This is a genomic window from Halorubrum sp. C191 (genome assembly GCF_002727095.1).
Taxonomy (GTDB): Archaea; Halobacteriota; Halobacteria; order Halobacteriales; family Haloferacaceae; genus Halorubrum; species Halorubrum ezzemoulense.
The window spans coordinates 23,044-49,149 of the sequence record NZ_NHNZ01000051.1; the positions used below are offsets into that span (position 1 = coordinate 23,044).

Annotated in this window: 30 protein-coding genes and 2 tRNA genes; 16 read left to right on the top strand and 16 right to left on the bottom strand. The window is 70.1% G+C overall.

Annotated elements, in window-relative coordinates:
* Positions 1–345: 345 nt before the first annotated feature.
* From Z052_RS03975 to Z052_RS03985, 4 genes are all read left to right on the top strand, one after another.
* The gene (locus Z052_RS03975) at positions 346–1,362 is read left to right on the top strand and encodes a DUF5794 domain-containing protein (protein ID WP_089307796.1); all 1,017 of its coding nucleotides are present in this window, start codon (positions 346–348) and stop codon (positions 1,360–1,362) included.
* A 109-nt stretch (positions 1,363–1,471) separates the two neighbouring features.
* Entirely contained in the window at positions 1,472–1,696 is a 225-nt protein-coding gene (locus Z052_RS03980) for a DUF5795 family protein (RefSeq protein WP_049929945.1), read from the top strand.
* A gap of 118 nt (positions 1,697–1,814) precedes the next feature.
* Positions 1,815–1,989 (top strand) — tRNA-Trp (locus tag Z052_RS20135).
* 111 nt (positions 1,990–2,100) lie between these two features.
* Positions 2,101–2,730 (top strand): glycosyltransferase family 2 protein, encoded by a 630-nt coding sequence (locus Z052_RS03985; protein ID WP_049929946.1) that lies wholly within the window; start codon positions 2,101–2,103, stop codon positions 2,728–2,730.
* 213 nt (positions 2,731–2,943) lie between these two features.
* Here Z052_RS03985 and Z052_RS03990 read toward each other — a convergent pair whose 3' ends face one another.
* A complete protein-coding gene (locus Z052_RS03990; RefSeq protein WP_049929948.1) occupies positions 2,944–3,144 on the bottom strand; it encodes a hypothetical protein in 201 nt (66 codons plus the stop codon).
* 114 nt (positions 3,145–3,258) lie between these two features.
* Between Z052_RS03990 and Z052_RS03995 the strand changes: the two genes are divergently transcribed.
* Positions 3,259–4,560 (top strand): PQQ-binding-like beta-propeller repeat protein, encoded by a 1,302-nt coding sequence (locus tag Z052_RS03995; protein ID WP_094519555.1) that lies wholly within the window; start codon positions 3,259–3,261, stop codon positions 4,558–4,560.
* Between the two features lie 35 nt (positions 4,561–4,595).
* Here the strand turns inward: Z052_RS03995 and Z052_RS04000 are convergent, their stop codons facing one another.
* The 5 genes from Z052_RS04000 to Z052_RS04025 form a co-directional block, all read right to left on the bottom strand.
* The gene (locus Z052_RS04000; RefSeq protein WP_099288864.1) at positions 4,596–4,808 is read right to left on the bottom strand and encodes a helix-turn-helix transcriptional regulator; all 213 of its coding nucleotides are present in this window, start codon (positions 4,806–4,808) and stop codon (positions 4,596–4,598) included.
* 2 nt (positions 4,809–4,810) lie between these two features.
* Positions 4,811–5,194, bottom strand: coding sequence for a hypothetical protein (locus tag Z052_RS04005; RefSeq protein WP_086215319.1), 384 nt, complete (start codon positions 5,192–5,194; stop codon positions 4,811–4,813).
* A 324-nt stretch (positions 5,195–5,518) separates the two neighbouring features.
* Positions 5,519–5,716, bottom strand: a complete 198-nt coding sequence (locus tag Z052_RS04015) for a DUF5800 family protein (protein WP_086215320.1) — start codon at positions 5,714–5,716, stop codon at positions 5,519–5,521.
* Between the two features lie 107 nt (positions 5,717–5,823).
* Positions 5,824–6,081 (bottom strand): hypothetical protein, encoded by a 258-nt coding sequence (locus tag Z052_RS04020; protein ID WP_099288853.1) that lies wholly within the window; start codon positions 6,079–6,081, stop codon positions 5,824–5,826.
* Positions 6,082–6,197: 116 nt separating this feature from the next.
* Complete coding sequence (locus tag Z052_RS04025; RefSeq protein WP_049929958.1) at positions 6,198–6,377, bottom strand: DUF5786 family protein; 180 nt, start codon at positions 6,375–6,377, stop codon at positions 6,198–6,200.
* 126 nt (positions 6,378–6,503) lie between these two features.
* Between Z052_RS04025 and Z052_RS04030 the strand changes: the two genes are divergently transcribed.
* Both Z052_RS04030 and Z052_RS04035 read left to right on the top strand, forming a co-directional pair.
* Positions 6,504–7,604 carry a polymer-forming cytoskeletal protein gene (locus tag Z052_RS04030; protein WP_094519556.1) on the top strand — a complete coding sequence of 367 codons (1,101 nt, stop codon included), beginning with the start codon at positions 6,504–6,506 and terminating at the stop codon, positions 7,602–7,604.
* Between the two features lie 263 nt (positions 7,605–7,867).
* Entirely contained in the window at positions 7,868–8,749 is an 882-nt protein-coding gene (locus Z052_RS04035; protein ID WP_176454922.1) for a hypothetical protein, read from the top strand.
* Positions 8,750–8,805: 56 nt separating this feature from the next.
* Here the strand turns inward: Z052_RS04035 and Z052_RS04040 are convergent, their stop codons facing one another.
* Positions 8,806–9,576: a ribonuclease H-like domain-containing protein gene (locus Z052_RS04040; RefSeq protein WP_049929962.1), complete on the bottom strand. Its 771-nt coding sequence runs from the start codon at positions 9,574–9,576 to the stop codon at positions 8,806–8,808.
* A 145-nt stretch (positions 9,577–9,721) separates the two neighbouring features.
* Here Z052_RS04040 and Z052_RS04045 point away from each other — a divergent pair, with 145 nt between their 5' ends.
* Complete coding sequence (locus Z052_RS04045) at positions 9,722–10,435, top strand: glycerophosphodiester phosphodiesterase (protein ID WP_089308091.1); 714 nt, start codon at positions 9,722–9,724, stop codon at positions 10,433–10,435.
* A 25-nt stretch (positions 10,436–10,460) separates the two neighbouring features.
* The gene (locus tag Z052_RS04050) at positions 10,461–11,189 is read left to right on the top strand and encodes an SOS response-associated peptidase (protein WP_094519558.1); all 729 of its coding nucleotides are present in this window, start codon (positions 10,461–10,463) and stop codon (positions 11,187–11,189) included.
* Positions 11,190–11,250: 61 nt separating this feature from the next.
* Here Z052_RS04050 and Z052_RS04055 read toward each other — a convergent pair whose 3' ends face one another.
* The 4 genes from Z052_RS04055 to Z052_RS04070 all read right to left on the bottom strand — a co-directional run bounded on the left by Z052_RS04055 (position 11,251) and on the right by Z052_RS04070 (position 15,816).
* Positions 11,251–12,717, bottom strand: a complete 1,467-nt coding sequence (locus Z052_RS04055; RefSeq protein WP_094519559.1) for a small ribosomal subunit Rsm22 family protein — start codon at positions 12,715–12,717, stop codon at positions 11,251–11,253.
* Positions 12,718–12,742: 25 nt separating this feature from the next.
* Positions 12,743–13,516: a prephenate dehydrogenase gene (locus tag Z052_RS04060; RefSeq protein WP_049929967.1), complete on the bottom strand. Its 774-nt coding sequence runs from the start codon at positions 13,514–13,516 to the stop codon at positions 12,743–12,745.
* A gap of 182 nt (positions 13,517–13,698) precedes the next feature.
* Complete coding sequence (locus Z052_RS04065; RefSeq protein ID WP_241897893.1) at positions 13,699–15,036, bottom strand: MFS transporter; 1,338 nt, start codon at positions 15,034–15,036, stop codon at positions 13,699–13,701.
* Between the two features lie 102 nt (positions 15,037–15,138).
* Positions 15,139–15,816 carry a thioredoxin domain-containing protein gene (locus Z052_RS04070; protein ID WP_089307803.1) on the bottom strand — a complete coding sequence of 226 codons (678 nt, stop codon included), beginning with the start codon at positions 15,814–15,816 and terminating at the stop codon, positions 15,139–15,141.
* Positions 15,817–15,928: 112 nt separating this feature from the next.
* On the opposite strand from Z052_RS04070, the gene Z052_RS04075 reads away from it, so the two are divergent.
* Complete coding sequence (locus tag Z052_RS04075; protein ID WP_049929972.1) at positions 15,929–16,300, top strand: DUF5779 family protein; 372 nt, start codon at positions 15,929–15,931, stop codon at positions 16,298–16,300.
* 39 nt (positions 16,301–16,339) lie between these two features.
* Here Z052_RS04075 and Z052_RS04080 read toward each other — a convergent pair whose 3' ends face one another.
* Positions 16,340–17,956: a long-chain-fatty-acid--CoA ligase gene (locus tag Z052_RS04080; protein ID WP_089307804.1), complete on the bottom strand. Its 1,617-nt coding sequence runs from the start codon at positions 17,954–17,956 to the stop codon at positions 16,340–16,342.
* 335 nt (positions 17,957–18,291) lie between these two features.
* Here Z052_RS04080 and Z052_RS04085 point away from each other — a divergent pair.
* From Z052_RS04085 to Z052_RS04095, 3 genes are all read left to right on the top strand, one after another.
* Positions 18,292–18,366: transfer RNA gene (locus Z052_RS04085), tRNA-Met, on the top strand.
* Positions 18,367–18,462: 96 nt separating this feature from the next.
* Positions 18,463–19,074 (top strand): translation initiation factor IF-2 subunit beta, encoded by a 612-nt coding sequence (locus tag Z052_RS04090; protein ID WP_049929975.1) that lies wholly within the window; start codon positions 18,463–18,465, stop codon positions 19,072–19,074.
* A 75-nt stretch (positions 19,075–19,149) separates the two neighbouring features.
* The gene (locus Z052_RS04095) at positions 19,150–20,325 is read left to right on the top strand and encodes a Xaa-Pro peptidase family protein (RefSeq protein WP_099288854.1); all 1,176 of its coding nucleotides are present in this window, start codon (positions 19,150–19,152) and stop codon (positions 20,323–20,325) included.
* Between the two features lie 69 nt (positions 20,326–20,394).
* On the opposite strand, the gene Z052_RS20410 is transcribed toward Z052_RS04095, so the two are convergent.
* From Z052_RS20410 to Z052_RS04105, 3 genes are all read right to left on the bottom strand, one after another.
* On the bottom strand, positions 20,395–20,547 hold the full coding sequence (locus Z052_RS20410) for a hypothetical protein (protein WP_176455095.1): 153 nt from the start codon (positions 20,545–20,547) through the stop codon (positions 20,395–20,397).
* A 72-nt stretch (positions 20,548–20,619) separates the two neighbouring features.
* The gene (locus Z052_RS04100; protein WP_094520955.1) at positions 20,620–22,989 is read right to left on the bottom strand and encodes an ATP-dependent DNA helicase; all 2,370 of its coding nucleotides are present in this window, start codon (positions 22,987–22,989) and stop codon (positions 20,620–20,622) included.
* Positions 22,990–23,098: 109 nt separating this feature from the next.
* The gene (locus tag Z052_RS04105; RefSeq protein ID WP_049929980.1) at positions 23,099–23,755 is read right to left on the bottom strand and encodes an HAD family hydrolase; all 657 of its coding nucleotides are present in this window, start codon (positions 23,753–23,755) and stop codon (positions 23,099–23,101) included.
* A 135-nt stretch (positions 23,756–23,890) separates the two neighbouring features.
* Between Z052_RS04105 and Z052_RS04110 the strand changes: the two genes are divergently transcribed.
* A complete protein-coding gene (locus tag Z052_RS04110) occupies positions 23,891–24,340 on the top strand; it encodes a TIGR00725 family protein (RefSeq protein WP_094520956.1) in 450 nt (149 codons plus the stop codon).
* 6 nt (positions 24,341–24,346) lie between these two features.
* Here Z052_RS04110 and Z052_RS04115 read toward each other — a convergent pair whose 3' ends face one another.
* Positions 24,347–25,423, bottom strand: coding sequence for a HAMP domain-containing sensor histidine kinase (locus Z052_RS04115; protein ID WP_089307808.1), 1,077 nt, complete (start codon positions 25,421–25,423; stop codon positions 24,347–24,349).
* Positions 25,424–25,658: 235 nt separating this feature from the next.
* Here Z052_RS04115 and Z052_RS04120 point away from each other — a divergent pair, with 235 nt between their 5' ends.
* Both Z052_RS04120 and Z052_RS04125 read left to right on the top strand, forming a co-directional pair.
* Entirely contained in the window at positions 25,659–25,859 is a 201-nt protein-coding gene (locus Z052_RS04120; RefSeq protein WP_049929984.1) for a hypothetical protein, read from the top strand.
* Positions 25,856–26,068: a hypothetical protein gene (locus Z052_RS04125; protein WP_086215336.1), complete on the top strand. Its 213-nt coding sequence runs from the start codon at positions 25,856–25,858 to the stop codon at positions 26,066–26,068. The genes Z052_RS04120 and Z052_RS04125 overlap by 4 nt, the downstream gene beginning before the upstream one ends.
* The last annotated feature ends 38 nt before the right edge of the window (positions 26,069–26,106 follow it).

Genomic DNA, 26,106 nt, shown 5'->3' on the forward strand with positions numbered 1-26,106 from the left:
CGGCGCCGAGAGATGATCGGAGAAGCCCCGAAAGCGGCGACGGTTCCTCGTCGGAGCCACGCGTTCACCGTGGATACGTCGTGTCATGCGGACGCGTCTCACACAACCTTTAACGCGACCGAAACACGTATATCTGGTATGGACTCCGACAGTCCCGTGAACGCGCGTATCGCCGGCCAGTCGAACGCCGACCTCGGCGTCCGCTTCACAGCCGGCAATCCGCGCAAACCCTTTACATGGGCTCGTCGGACCTCCCGCGGCGTGGACTCCGCGTGCTGGTCCCCGGACCACTGCGAGTCGCACGCGTCCCACCGCCACCCCGACGGTCAGGGCTATCGTCCCTAAATGAGCACGTCACGTCACCCGGTCGCCCTGCGATTAGAACAGCAGGTCGGGAGCGCGACGAAGTTGCTCGCGACCGTGATGGTCCTGCCGCTCATCGACGGCATCTTCCCCGCCCTCGTCGTCGCCGGCGTCCTCGGATCGGCCACCGGCGTCGTCGAGACCGGTATCCTGATCTTCGGCGGCTCCGCGACCGCTGCGGTGATCCTCGCGGAGATGGACGGGACCCGTCGGGAGATGGTCGCGTCCGTGCTACTGATCGGCGCGGTGATCATCCCGGTCGCCGCCGTCGAGGCGGCCCTCGCGCCAACTCTCCAGGAGCTGCTCAACCTGCCCGTCTTCGAGCGGTTCGCCGGGCTTGTCATCCTGACGATCGCCGCGAAGACCGCTAGCTCGGAAATCGGCGAATACCTGCCGAGCCCGGGCGTGATCATCGGACTCGGCCTCGTCGCGAGCTTCGAGCCGTCGGGGTTCGCCCTGCGGACTTCGACCGAGTACGTCGTCAACGGCACCGCGGCCGCCGCCGTGGGCGTGGCGTTCGCGCTGTCGATCGCGCTGCTGTCGCCGCACCTCCGCGGCCGCGTCGACATCGATCGGTTCCGGTTCGGCTCCGCGGTCGCGCTGGGCGTGCTCGCGCTGCCGATCCTGCTCGGCCCGTTCGACCTCATGCAGACGGAGGCGCCCGTCGCGCTCGCGGTGCTCGCGGTGACGACCCTGTTCGCGTACGACCCGAACTCGGAGGGAGAGGAGGGCGCCGCCGGGGACGACGAGGCGCCCGACGACGACGCGCCGGACGGTCGCGTCGACGGCGCGGACAAGTCGGACGCCGACCCCGCCGACGCCGACGAAGAGTCTGAGGAAGCGCCGAGCGAACCGCCGCTCGACGCGCCGCCTGAGGGGCCCTCCCCGATCGTCGACGACGACGTCGCCGTCCTCGCGAACGGCGGCGAGAGCCGGGACGCCGACGACGACGGGGCGGACCCGTTCACCGACGACGACTCCCGCGCGCCGTGGCTGTAAGCCCGGCGTAGCCGGCGACCGACATATCCGATTTCTGCCCCGGATCGCACGGCTCCGTGATCGCCCCGCGTGTCGCCGGGGTTTAGGTACTCGACCCCGAACGGACGGTATGTCGAACCGCGTCGTTCAGGGGCGGATGGTGACGCCCGAGAAGCTCGCAGAGCTGATCGAAGGAGAGTCCGTGCTGGAGGCCGAATCGATCGCGGACGCCGACCGCGACTGCCCGGAGTGCGGCGGGGACGTCATCTCGGTCGGGTACATGCCGAGCGTGACCGAGTTCGTCACCGGGTACAAGTGCCAAGACTGCGACTGGAGCGACGACGACCGAGAGTAACGCCGGTCGGATCGCCGCCGTGTCGCGCGCGTTCGCTCGCCGCCGCCGCGTCGTCGGATCGTCCGTGATCGAAACCCCTTTATCCGCGTTTCGGCAACGGTCGAATGCGAGATCACGCGGGGCTGTGGCCAAGCCAGGCATGGCGACTGACTCCAGAGGCTTGCGCCCGGGACGACACTCCAGACTGATATACCGAGCGGCCGACTGATCATCGGTCGCGTTGACGACCCTCTGGAGTTCCGAGGCGCACCGGAGATATCAGTCGATCGGGGGTTCAAATCCCTCCGGCCCCATACCCTTGCTTCAGAGGTCCCAGTCGGCGGACTACAGTAGCTCGCTGAGTCCGTGCTTGGGAGCCGGCGTATACACGATACATATAGGAGCAGATGTTGGCAATATAGCTCATGGACGATGTCACCGTTGTCGTTCCGGCCTACGACGAGGCGGGTCGGATAGGGCCGGTCGTTCGTGATCTCGTCGACGAGTATGCCGTGCTGGTCGTGGACGACGGCTCGACGGACGCCACGGCGGCGGAGGCCGAGGACGCGGGAGCGGACGTCGTTCGACAGCCGGAGAACGCGGGCTATATCCGCGCGCTGAAACGCGGGTTCCGAGAGGCGACGTCCGAGATCGTCGTCACGTTCGACGCCGACGGCGAACACCGTCCCGAAGACGTCGACCGTCTCGTTCGACCGGTCAGAGACGGCAAGTTGGATCTGGTTCTCGGTGCCAGATCGACCATTCCGCGCCCCTCGGAACGGCTACTCAACGAACTGGCGCGGTTGAAGATCGACGTGCGGGACTCGGGTACGGGGTTCCGCGCGCTCCGTCGCGAACTGGCCGTGTCGCTCGATCTCGACACGGCCTGTACCTGTGGGACGTTCGTGTTAGAGGCGGCCGCCAACGGGGCGAGGATCGGAGAGGTTCCCGCAGAGACGCGCTCGATTCAGAAACCGCGCGGGATCGCTTGGAAACACGGCAGACAGCTCTTCCACGTGCTGCGGTACCTGATGCTTGCCCCACGTCGGTCGTAGGCGCTGGACGCAGTCGCGATACGTATCGGGGACGTTGTGTCTGGATCCCTACGCGTCGACGAACGGGTTCGAGAGCTTCTCGCCCCCCCTTGTGGGCGCCGTGGTGCCTGTCCCCGACGGCGGATCGCGCTCACCGAGGCCGACGGGAGTGATCGGTCGAGACGGCTTCGACGGGTATCGACCGCGTCTCGCGAAGCGGCGGCAAAGTTCCGGTCAGCGGCGAGCCACGATCCGCCCGGCGAGCAAGCCGACGAGCGCGATCATGCCCGCCATCGCGAGGTAGATCGCCAGTCCGATCGCCTCGCCGTTCGCCCCGTTCAGGCCCGCCAGTCCTAGGAATACGACGGCGATGACGGCGTGAAGCGTGAACACGCCAGACGGGACGTTCGCGCCGAGATCGAATCCGAGGTCCATACCCTCGCTTCGGCCACCGTCGGAAAAAGTCGTCCGGTCGGTCGCGCGCCATCGACGCGCTCGCCGCTGACGGGGCCGCCACACTAAACCGACACCGACCCGAGGGCTAGCCCGATGACCGACGCCCGCTCCCGACGCGAGTGGCTCGCCGCGGTCGGCGCAGCGACGACCACCGCCGCGGCCGGCTGTGCCTCGCTCGACAACCCGCCCGTGGACGAGCCCCGCGAGGCCCCGGACGTAGACCCCGGCGCGGGGGACGCGACGCGACAGACGATACCTCCGGGCGTGGCGCAGTTCCGCGGCTCGCTGGAGCGGTGGGGGTACTACCCGGACGAGACGGTGCCCGACGCGGTCGAAGAGGCGTGGCGGATCCCGGCGGTCAACACCGGCGACCACAGCGCGGCGAAGGCGAGCGCGGTGCCGACCCCGGACGGCGGCGTCGTCCTCCCGGGCGACACGGGGGACCTCCTCGCGATAACGACCGACGGGGACGTTCGCTGGCGCGGCGAGACCGACGCGGGAGGGCGCGGGATCCACGGGACGCCCGCGGTCGCGGACGGTCACGCCTACGTAGGCGCGTACGACGGCGTCCTCTACGCGTTCGCGCTCGACTCCGGCGACCTGGAGTGGTCGACCGACCTCGGCGGCTCGATCGGGTCGAGCCCGCTGTACCTCGACGGGGAGCTGTACGTCTCGGTGGAGTTTCCAAACCCCGAAGGGCGGCTGTTCGCGGTCGACGCGGCGACGGGCGACGTGACGTGGGAGGAACCCGACCACCGTCCCACCGACCATCCCCACTCCTCGCCCGCGATCTCGCTCGCCGCCGGCCGGATGGTGTGCGGGTCGAACGACGGCTACTGCTACTGTTGGAGCTTCCCGGAGCTGGAGTTCCAGTGGCGCTTCGCGACCGACCCGCCCGCGTCCAACGACGGCGAGATCAAGGGCCCGATCGCGACGTACGACGGCGCCGCCTTCTTCGGCTCGTGGGACTTCAACGTGTACCGCGTGGACCTGGAGACGGGCGAGGAGGACTGGCGCTTCGAGACGGGCGACCTCTCGATGACGGGGCCCGCGATCGACCCCGAGCGCGACGTGGTGTACATGGGCAGTCACGACGACCACCTGTACGCGCTCGACGCAGCGACGGGGGACGTGGAGTGGCGCTTCCGGACCGGCCGCCCGCTCACCGGCTGCGCGACGGTCGCCGGCGACCGCGTGCTGACGGGGTCGAAGGACGGCACGCTCTACGCGCTGGAGGCCGACTCCGGTGACGAGGTGTGGCGCGTCGACCACGAGGGCTGGATCACCAGCGCCCCCCGCGTCGTCGACGGGGAGATTTACTACGCCGAGCGCGCGCCCGACCCGGAGGGGGGAGACACCGACGGCGGCGGGTACAAGCTCGTCGCCGCGGAGTGAGCGGCGTGGCTGCGGTGGAGGACCGCCGAGACCGCTCACGGCCGCGGTCGATCGGGTAGCTCGAACACCTCCTCGATTCGGGCGTCGAACTCTCGCGCGATCCGCCACGCGAGCTCCAGGGAGGGGTTGTACTCACCCTTCTCGACGTAGAGGACCGTCTGCCGGGTCACGTCGACGCGGTTGGCGAGTTCGGCCTGCGTCAACCCCGCTTCTTCGCGGAGCTCCCGGATACGCGTCTCGAACTCCACGGTCACGCCTCCACGCCCCGCCGTCGGACCCAAGCCCGCGTGCCGTGGGCGACGGAGGAGACGCAGATCGCGACGGCGGCCCACACCACCACGACGCGGGCCTGCGCGTAGGCGGTCGCCGCGACGCCGGCGAGTCCGCCCGTCGCCTCCAGAGCGGACCCGAGGAGGAAGACGGCGAGCGCGGCCCCGAACAGCAGCATCACGGCGCGGCTCGCGGCGGTCCGCGTGATCTCGCGGGTGCGCTCGTCGATCGGCGTGTGACCGACGCGGTCGGCGAGCGTCCGGCTGACCGGGAAGAACGCGACGAACAGCACCGCGCCGCCCGCGATGAGCGGGGCCGATTCGCGGGCCAGTCCGAGGTTGAGGGTCAGTACCGTCACGAGCATGTGAACGGCTCGTCCGATGCGGTATCGCGTCTGAGGTCGCATGGAGTGGTCACCTCTGGACGTAAATTCGATCTAACGTTATATATTTCTTACTCTGCTAACCGGCGCGAGACCCGTTCCTCGCGAGGATTGCGTCAAATATCGGGCAGCGGGCCGTCGGTAAGGAGATCACGAGCCCGCTATCGACGGCGGGGGCTGTCGTGGCCCAGCCCGCAAGGCAGGTCGTACTCGAAGGAACCAGCGGTGAGATGGAACCTGCGAACTCCCGAAGACGTGGACCTACCCCTCAGTGATGAAAGCCCACGAGTGTAGTCGTGGGAGAAGTCACAACACGTCGCCGATCCGGACCGGTTCGCCGTCGAGTTCCGGGTCCTCGGCGACGATCGTCAGGACCTCGTGGTCGGTGACGTCCCGGTACGACTTCCCGGTGGCCTCCTCGATCAGCGTCTTCTCCAGTTCGAACTCGGTCCCCTCGTAGACGACGTCGACCCCGCGGTCGGTGAACGTCAGTTCGGTACGCATGCGCTCAGATACTCGACGAGAGGGGATAAGCGGCACGAACACAGGGAGTCGGCGGTTTCGAGGTGTATCACGAGACCTGCCCGCGGCGGGTCGGCCGTGGGTCCGGGTCAGATCGCGTTACAGGCGGTGTCGTGGCCGGACTCGCAGAGTCGTTCGAGCGTCTCGCAGGCCTGTTCGTTCCCGTTCGCGCAGAGGCGGCGAGCGAGCGCGACCGTCGCGGCCGAAGTGGAATCGGCGCTCGCGTCCTCGCCGTCGCTATCTTCCGAGTCGGCGGCGGCGAGCCGATCGGGACCGCGCGTCCGTTTCCGGCGGTTGCTCCGCGTCGAACGGCTAGATCGGTTCGATAGTTTGTGCCTCCGTAGCATAGATTAACACACGCCGCGGAAACAGATAAATCCGAATCGGGTGTGCGAACTGTACGCACATGGGCCACGGCCGGTCGGCGCCGAGTCGCGTCGAAGCGTGACAGGAGAGGGGCAGTTCAGTCGTCGTCCTCGTCGCGCATCTCGGAGAGGCGGCCGACGAGGTCGTCGGTGTCGGCGTCGCCCTCGATGGAGACCTCACCGTCGTGGTCGTTCTCGTGGACGTTCACCGCGTCGTCCTCGTCGGTATCGACGTCCTGGTCCTTCTGTTCGCTCTCGTCGTACGATCCGAATCCCATACCTGTCCGTTTGGCGGCGCACTGAAAAGCACCGCGACCGCGATCCCGTGCGAGAGCGATTCACTCGCGTCCGACGTTCGTCCGACGCCCCGTACCGTTTATACGCGCGGGGCGACTGCTCCCGGTGTGTCGCTGCGAGGAGGCGGCCCGATAGAGGAGCTCGCGATCCCCTCGGGGACGACCGTCGAGGAGCACGACGTCGTCGTCGACGGCGACGTGCTCGTGGGCGGCCAGTCGACCGTCGAGCTCGGCGTCCGCGGCCGCAACGTCGCGATCGGCGAGCGCGTCAGCGTCGGCGACGACATCGAGGCCGAGGGAGACTGCCGGCTCGACACCTGGTGTTCCGTCGACGGCAACGTGTTGGTCGGCGAGGACGCGTACCTCGGCGAGCGGGTCACCGTCACCGGGCGCCTGATGGTGTCGGGCGACCTCGACATCGGTGACGACGTGACGATCGAGGAGGGGTTCGAGGCCAACGGCTGGATCGTCATCCGCAACCCGGTGCCGACGATCGTCTTCTACTTCATCGTCCTCTCGCAGCTGCTGCGCGTCGGCGAGACCGACGCGGCCGACGAACTTGCTGAGGCGCTCGCCGACGGCGACGACGTCCGCGACCCACTCTTGATCCCGCGGAGCGCCGAGATCGCCGACGACGCGTGGCGCGTGTCGACGCCGGCGACCGTGGGCGACGACTGCCGGCTCCACGGCAACCTCCGCGCGGCGTCGATCCGCGTCGGGGAGCGCAACGAGGTGTTCGGCTCGCTGCGCGCCCGCGAGGACATCACCGTGGGCGCGGAGACGGTCATTCACGGCGACGTGACGACCCGGGGCGGAACCGTGACCGTCGAGGCCGGCGCGCGCGTCCTCGGCGACGTCTCCGCCGGCGAACTCGTGGTGTACGACGGCGCGGAGATACAGGGCACGCTCCGGGCGCGCGGCGAGATGAAGTTGGTACAGCGGACGGGCCCCGAGACCGAGGCGGACGAAGTCGAGGAAGGGGGAGGAGCCGAAGCCGGAGGGTCAGACGGAGTCGACAGCGAGGAGCCGGACGGAGTCGGAGATGACGACGCCGATCCGGGCGACGGGACCGAGAACGAGACGACGGAGTCCGCGCGCGAGGATGACGCCCCCGAGACAGACGGCGAGTCCGACGCCGAGGGGACCGCAGCGGTGACCGCCGACGCCGGGGCGGCGACGGAGGGGGTCGAGTCAGAGAACGACTCCTGACCGGGAGAGAACGTCTTCGGCCAGTACCCGCCGATCCCAGAACAGCTGTATCGAAGCCTGAAGAGACACATTAACGCAGATGAGCCGCCAGTTCGGCGGACGTTTAACCCGATTTTAGCCGTTTTAATTTCACAAATTATCTGAACGGACACAAGGCACTTACAACGGCCGCCGAAACGGCCGAGTGCGACATGAGCCGATCACTGACGGCGACCCGCCGCGCGACGCTGGCGGGGCTGGGCGCGATCGTCGCATCGGGAAGCGTGACAAGCGTAGCCGCGGCCGCGGAGAGGGACTGGACCGTCGAGGCGACCGAGACGGACAGCACGCTTCACGACGTGGTGTCGGCGAACGCCGGTCGCTTCGCGGTCGGGGGCGGCGGCGTGCTCACCGCGCCCGCCGAGGAGGGTTGGCTGACGCTCCGCGACGGCGGCCCGACCGGAAACGGGAACAACCTCTACGGCGCGTCGGTCACCGACGACGGCGAGCGCGTCTGGTTCGTCGGCGCGAGCGGCGCCATCGGCGAGTACATCCCCGCGACGGACACGCTCGTTGACCGCTCCGCGCCGATGGACAACACGAACAACTACAACGACGTCGCGGTCACCGGCGCCGCCGGCGAGGCGAACGTGTACGTCGCCGGCGACTCGGGGAAGATCTACTACAGCTTCGAGAACGGCGCGACGGGGACGTGGGACTACGTCACGCCCGGGAGCGGCTCGGCGCTCCCCGCGATCGACTTCCACGCCCCCCGAAGCGGACACGCGATCGATACGAACGGGCGCGTGTTCGCCACCGACGACGGCGTCACGTGGAACGCGATCGGCATCGAGGACGCGAACGTGACGTTCTACGGCCTCGACAGCGACGCCCCCGACGACGTCGCCGTCTCCGGCGGCAACGGGACGCTCCTGACGTACGACGGCGCGAACTGGACGCCCGACGCCCTCGGCGACGCCGACCTCGTCGACGTCGAGACCGACGGCGAGGCCGGCTACGTCGTCGGCAGCGGCGGGGTGGTTCAGGAGTCGACCGCCGACGACCGGATCGTCCTCGACACGCCGACCGGCGAGAACCTGAACGCGGTCGACGTCGACGGCGACGCGGTCGTCGTCGGATCCAGCGGCACCGTCCTGCGTCGGTAACGGCCTCGGCGACGGCCACTCGATCGGTCCATACCCGCCGAGCTATCGGATCCCCCTCAGTCGCCGTCTCCGTCCGGGGCGGCGACGAACACTTCATCGTCGAGGGCCTCGCAGACCGCGTCTGCGAGCGCCCGGAGGTTCACGGTGTCCTCGCGGTTGTACGAGACGAGCGTCTCCAGCGCTTCCTCGTCGCCGCGCTCGTACTCACGCCAGAGGCGCACCGCGTCGCGGCCGGAGATGTCCGGGCGGTCGCGGTCGATCCCGAGTTCCTTCTCGATCGGTTTCAACCCGCCCGAGAGGCCGATCCGCTTGGCCGGGTACATCAGGTCGAGGTGGGGCGTGTCGATTTCGACGTCGAAGGATGTTTCGAGGAAGGGGACGTCGAAGCGCGCGCCGTTGAACGTCGCGAGCAGGCTCGCGTCCGCGAACTGCTCCCGGAGCCGGCGCGCGGTGAGGTCCTCGCCCGCGACGAGCGTCGTCGTCTCGCCGCCCTGATGGAAGCTGACCGTCGTCACGCGGTCGCGGCGCTCGTCGAGGCCGGTGGTCTCGATGTCGAAGAAGCAGGTCTCCTCGCGGAAGTTCTCGTAGAGCCGCCAGCGCTCGCCGGAGGGGAACTCGCGGTCGAAGTAGGCCGCGTCGCCGTCGTCGAGCCGCGTCAGCGCCTCCGCGATGAACGACTCGATCCGGTCCGCGGTCGTCGTCCCGACGCCCGCGACGTCGACCCCGGGGTCGAACGCCTCCCACGTGGTGACGCCCCGCCCCCAGAGGCGTCGTTCGGTCGTCTCGCCCACCCCCTCGACGGGGATGAAGCTGTTCTCGATGCGCATGTCCGTTCCGGCGCGACGCGTAGCTAAAAAGCCGACGGGAGCGGGCGGGCGGCCCCGACCGACGAAGAGCTAACACGGTCCGGGCCCGAGGGCCGTGCGTGATCGAGCGAGCGAACCGACGGGAGGGCGAGGCGCGAGCGCCGCGATGACACGGACAGACCCAGACGATGTCACGCTGATCGGGCATCGCGCCTGCGCCGACCAGTACCCGGAGAACACGGTCGGAGCGATCGAGCGCGCGTCACCGCGCGTCGACGCCGTCGAGCTCGACGTGCGACGGTGTGCGAGCGGCGAACTCGTCGTCGTCCACGACGCGGATCTCGGCCGACTGACCGACGCGTCCGGACCCGTCGCGGATGCCGACTGGAGCGAACTCCGCGAACTGACGGTCCTCGGCTCCGAGGAGTCGATCCCGCGGCTCGACGGCGCGCTCGACGCCGCGCCCGACGACCTCACCGTCAACGTCGAGGTCAAGGAGCCGGCCGTCGCGGGCGACGCGCTCGACGCGGCCCGGCGGGCGGCGAACGAAGTACTGTTCTCGTCGTTTCACCCTCGGGCGCTCGCGGCGCTGCGGGACCGCGACCCCGAGACTGCGCGCGCGCTGCTCGTCGCGGGCGGGGACGCCGAGCGCGCGGTCGAGGCGGCGACCGACCTCGGCTGCGTCGCGGTCCACCCCCCGATCGACGTCGCGACCGAGCCGGGGTTCGTCGATGCGGTACACGAGGCCGGGCTGCGGGTGAACGCGTGGACCGCGACAGACCGCGACGAGGTCGAGCGGCTCCTCGGAGCCGGCGTCGACGGGATCATCGCCGACCGGTGGGACCTGCTCCCGGAGCCGGGGCGGTCGTCGCGGGACTAAGTAGCTCCCGCTCCAACGCGACGATATGTGCGGCCGCTACACCCTCTTCACCCCCACCGCCGACCTCGAAGCGCGGTTCGACGCCGACTTCGGCGACCGTGAGCCGAGCTACAACTGCGCGCCCGGGCAGTCGCTACCGGTGATCGCGGACCGGGATCCCGGCAAGACGACCCGGATGGAGTGGGGGCTGACCCCGTCGTGGGCGGACGAGTCGTTCGACCTCATCAACGCCCGCGCGGAGACCGTGCGGGAGAAGCGGAGCTTCGCCGACGCCTTCGAGCGCCGGCGCTGTCTCGTCCCCGCCGACGGCTTCTACGAGTGGGTCGGCGGCGACCGCGGCGGCGGGAAGACCCCCTACCGCGTCGCGTTCGACGACGACCGCCCGTTCGCGATGGCGGGGATCTACGAGCGGTGGGAGCCGCCGACGCCGGAGACGACCCAAACGGGGCTCGGCGCGTTCGGCGGCGGGGGCGAGGGCGGCGAGACGGGCGACGAACCGGACGCGGTCGAGACGTTCTCGATCGTCACCACCGAGCCGAACGACCTCGTGGCTGACCTCCACCACCGGATGGCGGTGATACTCGACCCCGACGCGGGCGAGGAGGAGACGTGGCTCCACGGGGGCCCCGACGAGGCCGCAGCGCTGCTCGACCCGTACCCGAGCGACGACCTCACCGCGCACCCGGTGTCGACGCGGGTGAACTCGCCGAGCGTCGACGCGCCCGACCTGATCGAACCGGTGGCCAGCGACTGAACCGTACGCCAACGGCTGAGCCGGAGCGGTCCGGCTCGTCGGACCCGGCGCCCGCGACCGCTCAGGGCGCGACGAGGTCGACCACCGTCTCGTCGTCGACGACGACGTTGTACGCGCCCTCGTCCTCGTTCCAGAGGACGAGCCCGTTCTCGACGAAGACCACCGACCCGTAGTCGGCCTCGCGGAGGTCGCGGTTCAGCGCGGTCTCGCGGGTACAGACGAGGTAGTGGTCGGTCGCCTGCGAGCCGTCGCCGACGCGGTAGAGCGCGTTGTCCCCCTCGCTCAGGTCGTGGCTCAGCTTCACCGCAAGCAGGTTCACCCGGTCGGTGACATGGCGCTCGGACTCGGCCATGCGCGCGCACCGCTCCGCGCTCGCCTCGATGTCGACCCGTCGCCGCCCGTCGGGGCGGAGTATCGAGTAAGCGAACTGGACATCGACGTTGACGAACTCGCCCGGCTCGTCGGTCTCGCCGCGCGCCGTCGCCTCGTCGAGCCGGCGCTGGAAGGGCGGGACCGCGAGGTCCGGGGCCACGCCGAACGACCACCCCGGATCGCTCGGGACCGCGTCGGGCCACAGTCGGAGCGCCGGCGAGTACATTTCGGCGTCGCGTCCCGGTCCGGCGCCGTCCCCGTCGCCCGCGACGAGCGCGCGTTCGACCCGCCGGAGCCCGACCGCGGTGTTCCGGTCGGCGGGCGCGAACGCCACGAGGCTCCCGTCGGGCGCGAGCGCGTCGAGGGCGGCGTCGGCGACCGTGACCGGGTCGGCGAGCTCCGAGAGCACGTTACCGAATATCACGATGTCGAAGGGGTCGTCGGTCGCTGCGGCGGGCGATTCGCCCTCGTCGAGACCGAGGAACGCCTCGGCCGTCGCCTCGTGGAGCGTCGTCCGGAAGTTGCGGCCGGTCTCCTCCAAGAGCCGGTCGAGCACGTCGGTCGCGGCGCTCGGCTCGACGGCGTGGTACTCGACGATCGCGTCGTCGGGGAGGTAGTCGTGGAGGCCGAGCGCGGGGCCGCCCACGCCGGCTCCCACGTCGAGGACGCGGAGCGTCCGGTCGAGCAGGCCGTTCTCGGTGAGGTCGTCGAGGACGTGGCCGACCGTGGCGTAGTACGCGGGGAGGTGGTAGATCGCGTAGCCGAGCGCCGCGACGCGGTCGTACTCGACCTCGTTCTCGTAGAGGTAGTCCGTCTTCAGCTGGCGGACCCGCTCGCGGAGCTCGTCGCCGGACTCGCCGCGGTGCCAGTTGGCGCCGTACTCGCGGACGAGCAGGTCCTCAACCGCGAACGCGTACGCCTCCGGAAGCGCCTCCGGGGCCCAGCCCGGTGGGTCGACGGGCGACTCGTCGACGGGGACGAACGCCCCGTCTTCGCGCTCGCGGAGCCGGAGGTCGAACGCCTCCTCGCGGAGCGTCTCGCGGACGACCGCCGGGTGCGGCGTCCCCTCGATGTACTCGGCGATCTCCTCGGGGTCGATCGGTCTGACGTTGCGCAGGTAGTTCGCGTTGTTCCGGACCGCGGTTCTGTCGATCATGGTTTCTCGTCTGGTTCGCGTCGGCTCACTCCAGCCGGTCTCGCCCCTCGCGGTCGCCGCGGGCGCGCTCGTAGAGGGCGGCGAACGCCTCGTCGTCGGCCGCCGCGATCTCTGCCGCGGCGTCGGCCACCCCGTCCGCGCCGTCGAAGGCGCGCTGAATCTCCGCGTACACCGCGGGCGAGCCCTCGGTGACCGTGTCGGCGACCTCCTCCAGCGCGGCCGACACCGGCGTGTGGAACTCCTCGCGGACCGGGTCCGCGGCGAGCCGCCACGCGAGCACCGCGGCGTGCGCGCCCGCTTGGACCGTCTCCATCGCCGCATCGTGTTCGTCCGCGGTCGTCTCGAACACGTCGTTGCCCCCCGCCTGGACCGAGTCGGTGAGCCCGTCGACCGTCGGGCCGCCCTCGTCGACGACGACCGCGACGTTCCCCGGAACGCGCGGCGGGGCAAACAGCGGGTGGTAGCTCGCGCGTTCGAGGCCGGGGGCGTGCTCGCGCATCGCCGCGAGCGCGTCGGTCATCTCGCCGGAGACGTCGACGATCGCCCGCTCCGCGCGGGGCGCGTACGCCTCGACCGCCGCGGGGACCGCCGACATCGGCACCGCGAGGCAGACGGCGTCGTGGGCGGTGTCCCCGTCGGCGTCGACCGCTCTCGCGTCGCGGTCCGCGGCGGCGTCGGCCGCGACGGCCGGGTCGCGGTCGGCGAACGCGACGGTCGCGTCGACCGGCGCGGCGTCGGCCGAGACGGTGTCGGCGACCCAGCGACCGATCTCGCCGGCGCCGACCACGAGGAGGTCCATCGGTTACGCGAACGGAGGTGACGCGCCGGTTAAAAGGACTCGCCTCGAAGCGGGCGAGGGATCGGACGCGCCGGAGGCTTAGACGCGACGGAAGCTCGGACGCGACGGAGATTGGGGCGCGGTGGGATCCGACTCGGCAGGACTCCCGACGCGACGCTCCGGGCCGGGGGGGTCGGTCGGTCTCACCCCTCCGCGCCGAGTCGACCGATCACGCCCGCGCCGGGCGAGAGAGACCGGACCGCCGGGAGCAGCGCGAGCGCGATGGCCAGTTCCAGTCCGCCGACCGCGAGGAACGCGGGCGTGTACCCGAACGCGCCCGTGGCGCTCCCGCCGACGAGGAAACCGGCGAGGAAGCCGAGCGAGCCGAACACGTTGAACAACCCCATCGCCGCGCCCCGCACCTCCGGTTCGACGAGGTCGGTGACGAGGGCCATCGTCGCGGGGGCCATCAGGGCGCCGCAGACGCCGACGAGGACCATCAGCGCCGCGGCGATTGGGTACGCAGGCGCGACGCCGACGCCGACCGTTGCGACGCCGTACGCGAGCGACCCGGCCACCACGGGGAGGAAGCGGCCGATCCGGTCCGAGAGCGCGCCGAACGGCGACTGGAGGAGCGCGAACGGGACGAAGAAGAGCGCGAGGGTCGCGCCCGCGCCGGCCGCTGACAGCCTGAACGTCGCCGGGTCCTGGAAGTAGTAGACGCCGACCAAAGCGAAGAAGCCCGCCGTCAGTCGGTCGACGAAGCCGAACGCGAGCGGGACGAGGAGGCCGGGCGTCGTCCGGGCGCGGGCGAGCACGCCCCGGAAGCCGCCCCCGTCGGTCTCACTCGCCGAGTCGCTCGCCCCCGAGTCGCTCGCCTCCGAGTTGTTCGCGGCCGCGGTCCGCCTTCGGTCGTCAACCGTCGCCGCCAACAGCCCCGCCGCCGCCAGCACGACCGCCCCGGCGTACACCGGGTACAGCGCGCCGAGGCCAGCGAGCGAACCGCCGACGACGGAGCCGACCGCGGCACCGAGGCCGATGGCGAACCCGGCGGTCCCCATGTTCCGGCCGTTGCCGCCGCGAAGATCCATCAACAGCGTGATCGACAGCGAGAACGCGCCGATAGTGAGGGCGCCCCCGACGACCCTGACGAGGAGCGCGGCCCCGAAGCCGAGCCCGAGTCCCGGCAGCGACGCGAGCGCGACGTAGGAGGCCGCGCCGCCGAGCGCGCCGGTGACGATCAGCGGAACTCGCGTCCCGAGCGCGTCAGAGAGCGCGCCCCAGACGACCGCGAACGTCACGAACGCGCCGAACTCCGCGACGAGGAACCACATCCCGGCGTCGATGCCGGCCGGGGCGCCGAGCGCGACCACGAGGTCCGGCACGCCCGGGTAGAGGAGGACCTGCGAGATCAGCACCGCGAGGACGACCGCGCCGAGCCGGCGGCGGTCGGTCGCGTCGGCCGCGGCTCCGGCGGTGTCGATCTCGGCCGCGCGGTCGCCGCCGGCCGCGGTCGCGGCGGAGGAATCGCCGTCGCTCATCTGCGGGTACGACGGGACGAACGGGCAAAAGACCGACGCTCCGCAGAGTATCGGCCGGAGAATCCCCTCACGACTCGGGTCCGGTCGGGGCCGTCACGCGCCTCAGAGTTCGGCGTCGATCGCCGCGGCGACCGTCTCGGCGGCGTACCCGCCCTCTACCGGCTCGCCGTTCACGAAGATCGTCGGCGTCCCCTCGACGCCCATCGACGAGCCCTCCGACCTGTCGTCCTGCGTAGCCGCCTCGTACGTGGAGAACTCCGCGTCGGACAACACCGCACAAGGGTCCGCGCCGGCGGTCTCGGCGGCGGCCCCGAGCGCCTCGCCGCTGTAGTTCCCCTGCGACTCGTAGGCCGCCTTCGCGAACTCGAAAAACGCCTCGTCGTCGTGACGGATCCCGACCCCGCGGGCCGCGCTGGCGACCGGGACAGCCCACCGCTCGTTGACCGGGATCGGGAAATCCCAGTGCTCGTAGCGGACCCGTCCGGGGTCGACGTACTCCTCTCGGATCGTCGGGAAGTGGTCGAGGTTGTACGTCGCGCAGTGCCCGCAGGTGAAGTCCTCGAACGCCCGGACGACCACGTCCGCGTCCGGGTCCCCGAGCGTCGGCCGGTAGTCGAGGTTGGGGTCCGTCGGCTCAGAGAGCGAGCAATCGTACGACCCCGTGTCGAGGCTGAGTTCGCCGCCGTTTCCGTCGCCGCCTCCGCCGCCGAGACAGCCGGCGACACCGACGACGCCGGCCGTGGCCCCGGCCGCGAGCAGGGACCGCCGCGTACGTTCCATGCCTATCGCTGGGGTCGGTGCGTACTTAACCACTCCGCGACCGGACGGCGGCTCGGAGCGGAGACGCGGCGCGCGTCCGAACGTTTTTGCCGCCGCCTGTCGACGACCACGTATGAGCGACTGGGACCTCGACCTGCGGGACGCCGAGGAGAAGATGGACGAGGCGTTCGCGGCGGCCGGCGACGTCGTCCTCGGCGTGCTGGACGGCACGACCGACCCGGAGGAGTGGGTCCGCAGCGTCGACTACGGGAACACGCTGGTGCTGTCGATCGAGGGCGACCTCAACGAGCTCGCCGCCCCCTTCGCGCGCGACGTGAAGGAGATGGACGGCGAGCTGATGCACTTCCGCGGCTTCCTCGTGGTGACTCCTCCGGGCGTCAGCATCGACACGGACCGACTGGGCGACTCCGGCGGCGCCGAGGCGGAGACCGGCGAAGCGGACGACGCCGACGAAGCAGAGCCGAAAGGCGTCGAAGAGGTCTGAACGGTTTCTTTTCTCGTACGACCGCGGGAGAGGCGCCGGTTATCCCTCGCCGACCATCCGGTCCTCCTCGTCCCACTCGCGCTCGCGCAGTTCGTACTTCTGGATCTTGCCGGTCGCGGTGGTCGGGAGTTCGGCGACGAACTCCACCTCGCCCGGCGTCTTGTAGTCCGCGACGCGCTCGCGGACGAACGTCTTCAGCTCCTCGGGCGTCGCGCCCGCGTCGTCGGGGTCACCGCCCTCGGGGACGACGAAGGCCTTCGGGGTCTCGCCCCACCGCTCGTCGGGCGCGGGGATCACGGCCACGTCGGAGACGACGTCGTGCTCGAAGAGTGTGTCCTCCAGTTCGATCGAGGAGATGTTCTCCCCGCCGGAGATGATGATGTCCTTCTTGCGGTCCTGTATCGAGACGAACCCGTCCTCGTCGACGACGGCCAGATCGCCCATGTGGTAGTACCCCTCCAACCGCTCGGAGAACGCCTCATCGGTGGCCTCGGGCTTGTTCCAGTAGCGGTCCATCACTTGATTACCGCGGACGACGATCTCGCCGATCGTCTCGCCGTCCGCGGCCACGTCCTCACCGTTCTCGTCGACGACGCGTACGTCGGTGCCGAGGTAGCCGATCCCCTGCGTCTTCTTCACGGCGAAGCGGTCGTCCGAGTCCGCCTCGAAGTGGCGCTTCGCGTCGGAGGTGGTGATCAGCGGCCCCGTCTCGGTCGCGCCGTACACGTGTTTGAGATCCCAGCCGAACTCCTCCTCGACGGTGCGGATCGTCGCCTCCGGCGGCGCCGCGCCCGCGGTGGCGACCCGCACGTCGTTGTCGCCGGCCGTCGCGCCGCCGTGTTCGGCGTGGTGGTCGCCGAGCATGTTGAGGACGGTCGGCGCCGCACAGAAGTACGACACGTCCTCGCTCCGGATCCGGTCGAACGTCTCGGCGACGTCGACCCCGCGGGTACAGACGTGGCGAGCGCCGGCCCCGGTGATCGCGTAGATGTGGCCCCAGCCGTTGACGTGGAACATCGGTAGCGTCCAGAGGTACACGTCGTCGTCCGTTATTTCCTGATGGATGGAGATGAGGTACGCGTGGAGCGTCTCGGCCCGGTGGGTCCGACACACGCCCTTCGGGTCGCCGGTGGTGCCGGAGGTGTAGTTGATCGTGATCACGTCGTCCTCGTCCATTGCCGGCCGTTCGTAGGCGTCCGGGTCCGCGTCGTCGAGCGCCGCGTCGAACGACTCCCAGTCGCCTTCGACCGCGTCGGCGTCGTTCGTGAGGAACGTCTCCGTGGGCACCTCGTCGCGGATCGCCTCGACGTTCGGGGCGTACTCGGCGTCGGCGTAGATGGCGTCGACTCCGGCGTCGGAGAGCATGTACGAGAAGTCGTCCGGCGTAAGCCGGTAGTTCAGCGGGGCGTGGATCGCCCCGACCTGCATCGCGCCGTAGGCGGCCTCCAAGTGGTAGTGCGTGTTCGGGTCCAACACCGCGACCCGGTCGCCCTTCTCGATCCCGCGCGCCTGAAGCGCGGCGGAGAAGCGGTCGGCGCGGTCGCCGAGTTCGGCGTACGTGTACCGCGTCCCGTCGACCGCGAGGACGGCCTCCTCGTCGGCGTAGTGGCGTCGCGCCCGGTCCAGAAAGTCCGTCGTCAACAGCGGCTTGTACATCGTCTATCACTATCTATGATGTGTGAAATTGTTTGCGGCCGACGCAATGGAGGGGCGGTCCCGGGATCATTTTTACGCTCGGCCGCGGACCGTCGGGAAGTGATCGACGGGTCCGTCGGATCGGTGTTCAGCGATGGATATGCGGTTCTCGCGCTGCGAGTACGGATCAGGGTCATCGCGGCGCGAGCGGAGGACGGCGAAGCCGCGAGCGAGGAGTGATCGAACGTCCCCGCGGCACCGATTCGGGGGAACGCAAACGGCGCAGACGCGTGGACGAATCGCACACCGGCGGCGGGATCAGAACCCTTAACAGTCACACGCGATTGTGCTACGATAGCGGGATGGGATAGCCAGGAGATTCCGCCGGGCTCATAACCCGGAGATCGGTAGTTCAAATCTACCTCCCGCTACTTCTGGCCGACTGCCACTCTCCTAGTACCGGGTCCATTCCGGGCCGCCGCTTCGAACCCGGAAGCGATTTCCGTCGCGCTGTCGTTCCATCGCGTATGGATTACGAATCGAGCCTCGACCGCGCGATGGAGGAGGTGCCGGACCTCGGCGGCTCCGACGAGCGGCTGTCGGTACCCGACCCCGAAACGCAGAAGGACGGGGCGTTCACGCGACTGACGAACCTCTCCGCGATCGCCGACGCGCTGAGCCGCGACCCCGAACACGTCCACTCGAAGATACAGCAGGAGCTCGGGACGGCCGGGCAGTACGAGGACGGCCGCGCGCGCTACAGCGGGAACTTCCGCGAGCGCGACTTCCAGGCCGCGATCGACTCGTACATCGAGTCGTTCGTCACCTGCTCGGAGTGCGGCCTCCCCGACACGCGACTGGAGACCGAGAACCGGACGCCGATGCTCCGCTGTGAGGCCTGCGGGGCCTTCCGACCGGTGGCGAAGCAGAACACCTCCGACACCCAGCGGCAGGAGGACGCCGTCGAGTCGGGCAACACCTACGAACTCGAGATCGTCGGCACCGGCCGCAAGGGCGACGGGGTCGCCGAGCGCGGCGAGTACACCATCTTCGTCCCCGGCGCGCAGGAGGGCGAGACCGTGACCGCCTACATCAAGAACGTCTCCGGCAACCTCGCCTTCGCTCGCCGCGAGAGCTGAGCCGGCGCCGAAGACGCCCGTACTTCGCGTTCCGCTACCCGACTTTTTATGCGCGCGTTCGCACATCCCTGAGCCATGGCCACGCGACTTCCCGAGTCGGCCTTCGACGACCGGCTCGCCGCCGTCCGAGACCGGCTCGCCGACACCGACGCCGACGCCGCGACGTGGGTCGGCGCGACGGCAATAGAGTACCTCACCGGCTTCCACCACATCCAGACGGAGCGGCCGGTCGTCCTCGCGGTCACCGACGACCGCGTCGAGATAACCGTTCCGAGGCTGGAGGTCGAGCGCGTCGAGCCCAACCCGCGGATCGACGCCGTCCACCACTACTTCGACTATCCCGGTGGCGAGCCCGTCTCGGTCGCCGTCGAGATGCTGCGCGACCTCGGCGCCGAGACGATAGCCGCCGACGCCGACGGCCCGCCGGGCGTGATGGGGTACGAGGGGCCCGCGTTTTCCGACTCGGTCGACGTCAGGACCCAAGCGTGGGTCGACCGGATGCGCTGGGCGAAGTCCGACGCGGAGGTCGACCTGATTCGCGAGTCCGCGAAGTGGGCGAACCTCGGCCACCGCTACCTCGCCGACTTCTCCGGACCGGGCGCGCACCCGGCGACCGTCTCGCAGCGCGCGTCCACGGAGGCGTCGCGCGCTATGCTCGACGCGCTCGGCGACGCCTACAGCGTCCGCGTCCGCGGCGACGGGCCGGTCCACGCGGGCTACATCTCCGGCGAGGAGACCGCGCTCCCGCACGGGCACACCCCGAACGAGCGGCTCTCCGAGGGCGACGTGCTCGTTACGGGCGCGACCGCGAACGTCGACGGCTACCGCTCGGAGTTAGAACGGACGATGTTCGTCGGCGATTACACCGACGAACAGGAGCACTACTTCGAGCTCATGCTGGAAGCGCAGACGCTCGCGATCGACGCCTTGGGTCCCGGCGTGCCGGTCGCCGAGGTCGACGAGGTCGTCTGGGAGTACCTCGAGGAGCAGGGCGTGACGGACCTGGCGCAACACCACGTCGGCCACAACATCGGGCTCGGCGCCCACGAGCCGCCGTACATCGACCGCGGCTGGGGCGAGCGCTACGACGGCGACGACGCCGTGATGCGGCCCGGACACGTGTACACGATCGAGCCCGGGCTGTACACCGACGAGTACGGCTACCGACACTCCGACACGGTGGCGATCACCGAGTCGGGGACCGAGCGGCTCACGAACTTCCCGCGCGACATCGACTCGAACGTCGTCTGAGGGTCGTTCAAACGCCTTGGCCGGGGTGACCGGGCCCGCTCGAGACCGTCGGGCCGGGCGAGCCGAGACTCACTCGACCCGGTCGATCACCACTCGATGACCGGTGTCTGCGGCGTGGTTGCGGCCGTAGTCGTCCGCGTCTCCCGCGATTCCGATCAGCCGTTCGAAGTGGCACTCGCGACAGACGACGTGGTACAGTTCGCCGGGAGAGGGTGGTTCCATACGTTGACACACGTTCCCCGAAGACGTAGTTACGCGCTGCCTACTCGCATTGAACGCGCTGTTAGTCACCGGCTACCGGCGCGACTCGAACCGGTCGAGCGCGACATCCAGCATGTCCGGACTCACCGGCTGGTACTCCTCCCGCTCGTGATCGGGCAGGTACTCCCTGACCGCGTTCCACGAGTCGCGGGCGTACCGGGCGTCGAGGAGGACGCGGACGCCTCGCTCGTCCGGTCCGCGGATGACGCGGCCGACCGCCTGCCGCGCCTTTCTGACGGCGGGCACCGTCAGGGCCGTCTCGAAGCCGGACTCGAACCGGCGGTCGTAGGCGGTGATTACCGCCCGCGTCTGCGGTCGCGCCGTGTTGATGATCGGGACGCCGCAGACGACGGCCGCCGAGAGCCGGTCCCCGCGGTAGTCGACGCCCTCCGTGAGGGTGCCGCGGAGGCTCGTCACCAGCACCTTGCCGTCGCCGGCGAAGAAGTCGTCCTTCAGCGACTCCGTCTCTCGGTCGCCGGAGGACTCGTCTAAGAGGACAGGCTTGTCGAGCCGCGCCGAGAGCGACTCCGCCATCCACGTCGCCTCTGCGTAGCTCGGGGTGCCGACGAGGACGTTCCCGTCGCGGCGCGCGACCGCGGCCGTCGCGTCGAGGTGCGCGAGCCGCGTCGGGTTCTCCTCCCCCGGCGCGCCGCGGTTCTGGTGGGTGAACTTCGGCGCGTCGACCGCGAGGCTCGCGCGGTTCTCCTCGGGGAACGAGAGGCCGTACGTCCGCTCGATGACCGGGCGGCCGCGCTCGGCCAGGTGATCGAGTCCGGTCACCTCGCGGAAGAGGTCCATCGGCTCCAGCGTCGCGCTCATGAGGACGCCGCCGCCGAACTCGGCGAGCCGGTCGCCGATCGGTTCGCTCGGAAGGCAGTTGTGGAGCGCGAGGCGGGCGTTGTACGCGCGCCGCCACGAGTCCGGCGGCTCCGTCTCGTCGAACGTGCGTTCGAGCTCGATCGCGCGGAAGAAGTCGGTGTGTCCCTGGCGATACCAGGCGTTGAGGGTGCGGCCGACCCCGGGCGCGGCGCGCTGCTTGTCCTCGTCTTCGAGCGAGTCGAGGACGCGCTTGACGACCGCGCCGACCTGCTCGGCGCGCGCCCAGACGCGCTCGCCGTACCCCTCGCCGTCGGCCCACTCGGTGATCGCGTCTTCGCCCGGCTCCTCGGGGTCGCGGAGCGGGATCTCCTCGTCGTCGAGGTCGCGCATCGACGCCCGCCAGTCGGGGCGCTCGCGGTCGAGGTGCGCGGTCACGCGGCGGTCGAGCTCGCCGCGGAGGTCGGCGTAGAACTCTCGGACCGCCTCGATCTCCTCGACGGTCACGTCCGCGTCCTCCAGCTCGCCACGGACGAGGGCGGCGTCGTCCGACTCGGCGCCCGCGCTCTCGAACGAGAGGGGCTGAACGACGCGCGTGAGCTCGTTCTCGGCGTCGCGGAGGCTCGCGTCCGCGACGGCGTCGCTCACGAGGTCCCGGACGCGCGGTTCGAGCATGTGCGCCTCGTCGCAGACGACGAACGTCGAGTCGTCGAGGAGCGCGCCGGTGAACGTCCCCGTCGTCACCGGATCGAACGCGTGATAGTAGTTGCCGATGACGACCTCGACCTCGGGGACGAGCGCGCCCATGATCGAGTGCGGACACGAGCCGTGGCCCGCCGCGAGCCGGACGAGTTCGTCGGCGTCGACGTGGCCGAGCTCGGTCACGTCGAACGGGACCGCCTCGGCGGGCTCGCCGTCCTCCGGCAGGTCGTCGAGGAAGCCGGCGTAGAACGGGCAGAACTCCACGTCGTCGTACTCCTCCGTGTCGGGGCGATACGGCGTCGGCTCGCCGTCGACGGAGAGGTAGTCGGCGTCGGGCGCGCCCGAGTCGGCGGCGGCAGTCCCGCCGGCGGGTCCCGCCGACCCCGAGTCCATGAGTCCCACCTGCTGGCTCCGCGCCTCGCTCACGAGGTTCGCGGTCGTCGTCGCGCCGCCGTCGCCGACGAGGTTCCGGGTCCGCTCGCGGAGCCCCTCGCAGCGCTCGTACACGTTCTCGCGGTCGATCCCGCCCCGGTTCTCGCGGGCGTACGGACAGACGTCGGCCTTCCCGACGAGGGTGAGACCAGAGACGGGGTCGTAGTCGCTCGGCAGGTTCTCGTTCACCGCCCCCAGATCCGTCTCGAACTGGCGCAGCTGCTGTTTGACGCTGGTGAGGACGAAGACCCGCTCGAAGTCGGAGTCGGGGTCGCGGACGCGGTCGAGCCCGGCGGTGAGCGCGAGCATCGTCTTCCCCGTCCCGCAGGCGCCTTCGAGGGCGAGGAAACCGCCGTCCGCGGCGGCGTCGACGGCGGCGTCGATGCCGTCGGCCTGCTCGGGGTACGGTTCGGGATGGCCGAAGAGGTCGGCCCACGGGGGCGAGTCGGTCACGGAGGCGAGTTACGCACCATGCGATTTAAACGCTTCATCGCCGGACGCGGCCCGCGGTCGTCGTCGACGCGTCGCTGCCGGAAAGCGGACGCTCGGAAGGGGCTCGGCCTCACTCCACGATGTCGTGGAGGTCGGAGAGCCGGTCGATCTCCCACGTCGGCCAGACGTTCAGTTCCCAGTCGCGGCGGTGGGGACGGCGGATAAACGCGGAGTCGATCCCGGCGTTCTCGGCGGCGCGCACGTCGGACTCGTTGTCGCCGACGAACAGGGCGTTGTCCGCGTCGAGGTCGCCGAGCGCCTGCTCGATGTAGTGGGGGTTCGGCTTGCGGAGCTGGAGCGAGTGGATCGTCGGCTCGCGACCGTACGCGGCGCCGATCCGGTCGAACCCGTCGAAGTGATCGACGAGGAAGTCGACGGTTGCCTGCTGGTTCGACGAGACGATCCCCATCTGTACGTCGAGGTCCTGGAGCTCGTCGAGGTCGTCGTACGGCGTCTTGCGTCCCTGACGGGCCTCCTGCTGTTGGGCCCGCGACACCACGTCGTCGCGCGTCCGCCAGAACGACCCCGGGTCGAGGTCGTACGTCTGACAGACGGTGCCGACGCTACCGGGGGTCGCACCGATGGTCATCTGCTCTACGTCGTCCGGATCGGGCTCCTCGACGCCGCACTCCTCGAACGCGTTCCGGGTCGCATCCCGGAGCACGTCGAAGCGCGTGCGGCCCACGAGGACACCGTCGTTGTCGAACACGACGGTATCGTACGTCATAGCCCTCATTCACGGCCGGCAGGGATAAGGGTTTCAGTGGGCGTCTCGACGACGAGAATCGGCGGGGAGCCCGTCTCGACGCCCCTCGCGGCCGCGACCGACCGATTTTACCCGGCGCGGACCCACCGACGGGCCATGCGCGTCAGCGTCATCGGCGGGAGTACGATCGGTCCGGAGACGGCGGCGGTCGCGGAGGCCCTCGGCGAGCGGCTCGCCGAGCGGGGCCACGCCGTGGTCTGCGGGGGCCTCGGCGGCGTCATGGCGGCTGTCTGTCGCGGGGCCCGGGCGGCCGACGGCGAGACGATCGGGATCCTCCCGACCGACGACCGGAGAGACGCCAACCCCCACGTCACGACGCCGATCGCGACGGGGCTCGGCCACGCGCGTAACGCCCTCGTCGTCATGAACGGGGATGCCGCGGTCGCGGTCGACGGGGCGGGGGGCACGCTCTCCGAGATCGGGCTCGCACTCGCGCAGGGCCGTCCGGTGGCCGGAATCGACAGGCACGACGTGGACGGCGTCGAGGCCGTCGACTCGCCAACGGCGGCGGTCACGTACGTCGAGCGGGCCGCGGGTGCGGACTGAAGCCGGTCAGTCGTCGAACTCGACGCCGGTCACGTCGAACCTGGCACCGCCTCGCGCCCCCTCGGAGACGGTGACCTCCCACCCGTGGGCCCTGGCGACCTCGCTGACGATGTTCAGTCCGAAGCCGGTCCCGTTCGCGCCCGTCGTGTACCCCACCTCGAACACGCGGTCGCGCGCTTCCGGCGAGATGCCCGGGCCGTCGTCCGCCACGAAGAACCCCGCCGGCAGGACCGCGCCGGCGCGCGTCGTCGTGTACATCGGGGAGATGTCGCCGATAACGACGACCACGTCGTCGCCGCCGTGTTCCACGCTGTTCCGGAACAGGTTCTCCAACAGCCGCTTCAGCCGCCCGCTGTCGGCGAGGATACGCCGGTCGGTGTCGACGGTCAGCGTGGCGTCGCCGGTCGCGACGTTCGCCCAACACTCGTCGGCGAGGGCCGCCAGTTCGACCGGATCGAGGTCTTCCGGCCGCTCGCCCTGTTCCGCGAGCGTCAACAGGTCGGAGAGCAGTTCCAGCGTCCGGTCGACCGCTGACGCCGCGTCGTCGACGTGTTCGCCGCCGCCCTCCGCTTGCGCCATCGCGAGCCGACCCTGCGCGACGTTGAGCGGACTCCGCAGGTCGTGAGAGACGCCCTGAACGAACTCCTCGAACCGGTCGCGCTGCCGCTCCGCCTCCGCGACGGCGCGGGCGGACGCGACGGCGTTCGATATCCGGTGAACGAGGACGGGCGTCCGGTCCGAATCGGGACACGCCCTCGCGACGTCGGTGGCGCCCGCGTCGAACGCCGCGGACACGGCGGGCGCGTCGAGCGTCTGGTCGGGGCAAACCAGGATCGGAAGCTCCGGGTGCCGATCGCGGGCCGTCGAAACGAGGGAGAGGCCGGTCCGTTCCGCCGGGTCGCCGACCGTGACCAGACAATCGACGGGCGAGTCCTCGATTATCTCCGCGGCCGCGTCGGCCCCCGCGACCGGCTCGACGGCGAGGCGGTCGTCCGCGCGCTCAAGCGAGTCCTTCAGCTCCGCGGCTCGGTCGGGCGTTCCCGCGGCGAGGACGACGGTGATCGAACCGCTGGGTGTGGACATCACGGAGAACCTTACCCTCAACGCCCGTCCGCTCGGCAGATAAACGTTGTTCCGACGCGCGCCGGCAGGGCCGCTCCCATCGAATGTTGGTCGTTCGCCGCTCGGCGCTCGCCGAGCCGATCGCTCGCGAGGCCGGCCCCTTCGACGAACGCTCACCGATCGAGCGTGTCGGGCCGCGGAACGGCCTAATTAGATATAATTAAATTTTTGTCGGCGGAGCGGGAGATGTTTGCCAATGAGCGAGTACACCACGATTTCGCTGCGGAAGGAGTTCGTCGCGGACGTGGAGGAGTACATCGAAGACGAACCGTTCGGCTCCGTCAAGGAGTTCGTGAAACACGTCGTTGTTCAGGAGATGGAGTCGGACGACGGGGTCTCCGAGGCGGAGGCGAAGCAGATCGCACAGAAGCTCCGCGACCTCGGGTACATGGAATGAGCGGGAGCCACCGCGGACAGGGGGCGGTCCTCGACGGCCTCGACCGCGCCGACCTCGTCCTGCTCGCGATCCCGCTCGCGTTCTGCGCCGTGTACGCGGTCGGGTCGCTCCTCGCGCAGGGGAACGCGGTTCCCGTCGCTGGCGCGTCGCTCGCGGCCGGGGCCCTCGTGGTCGACGGGCTCTTTTTACATCCGCCGAACGAAGCGTGACGGCGATTCCGCTCCGAGGACGGTACCCAAAAAAATAG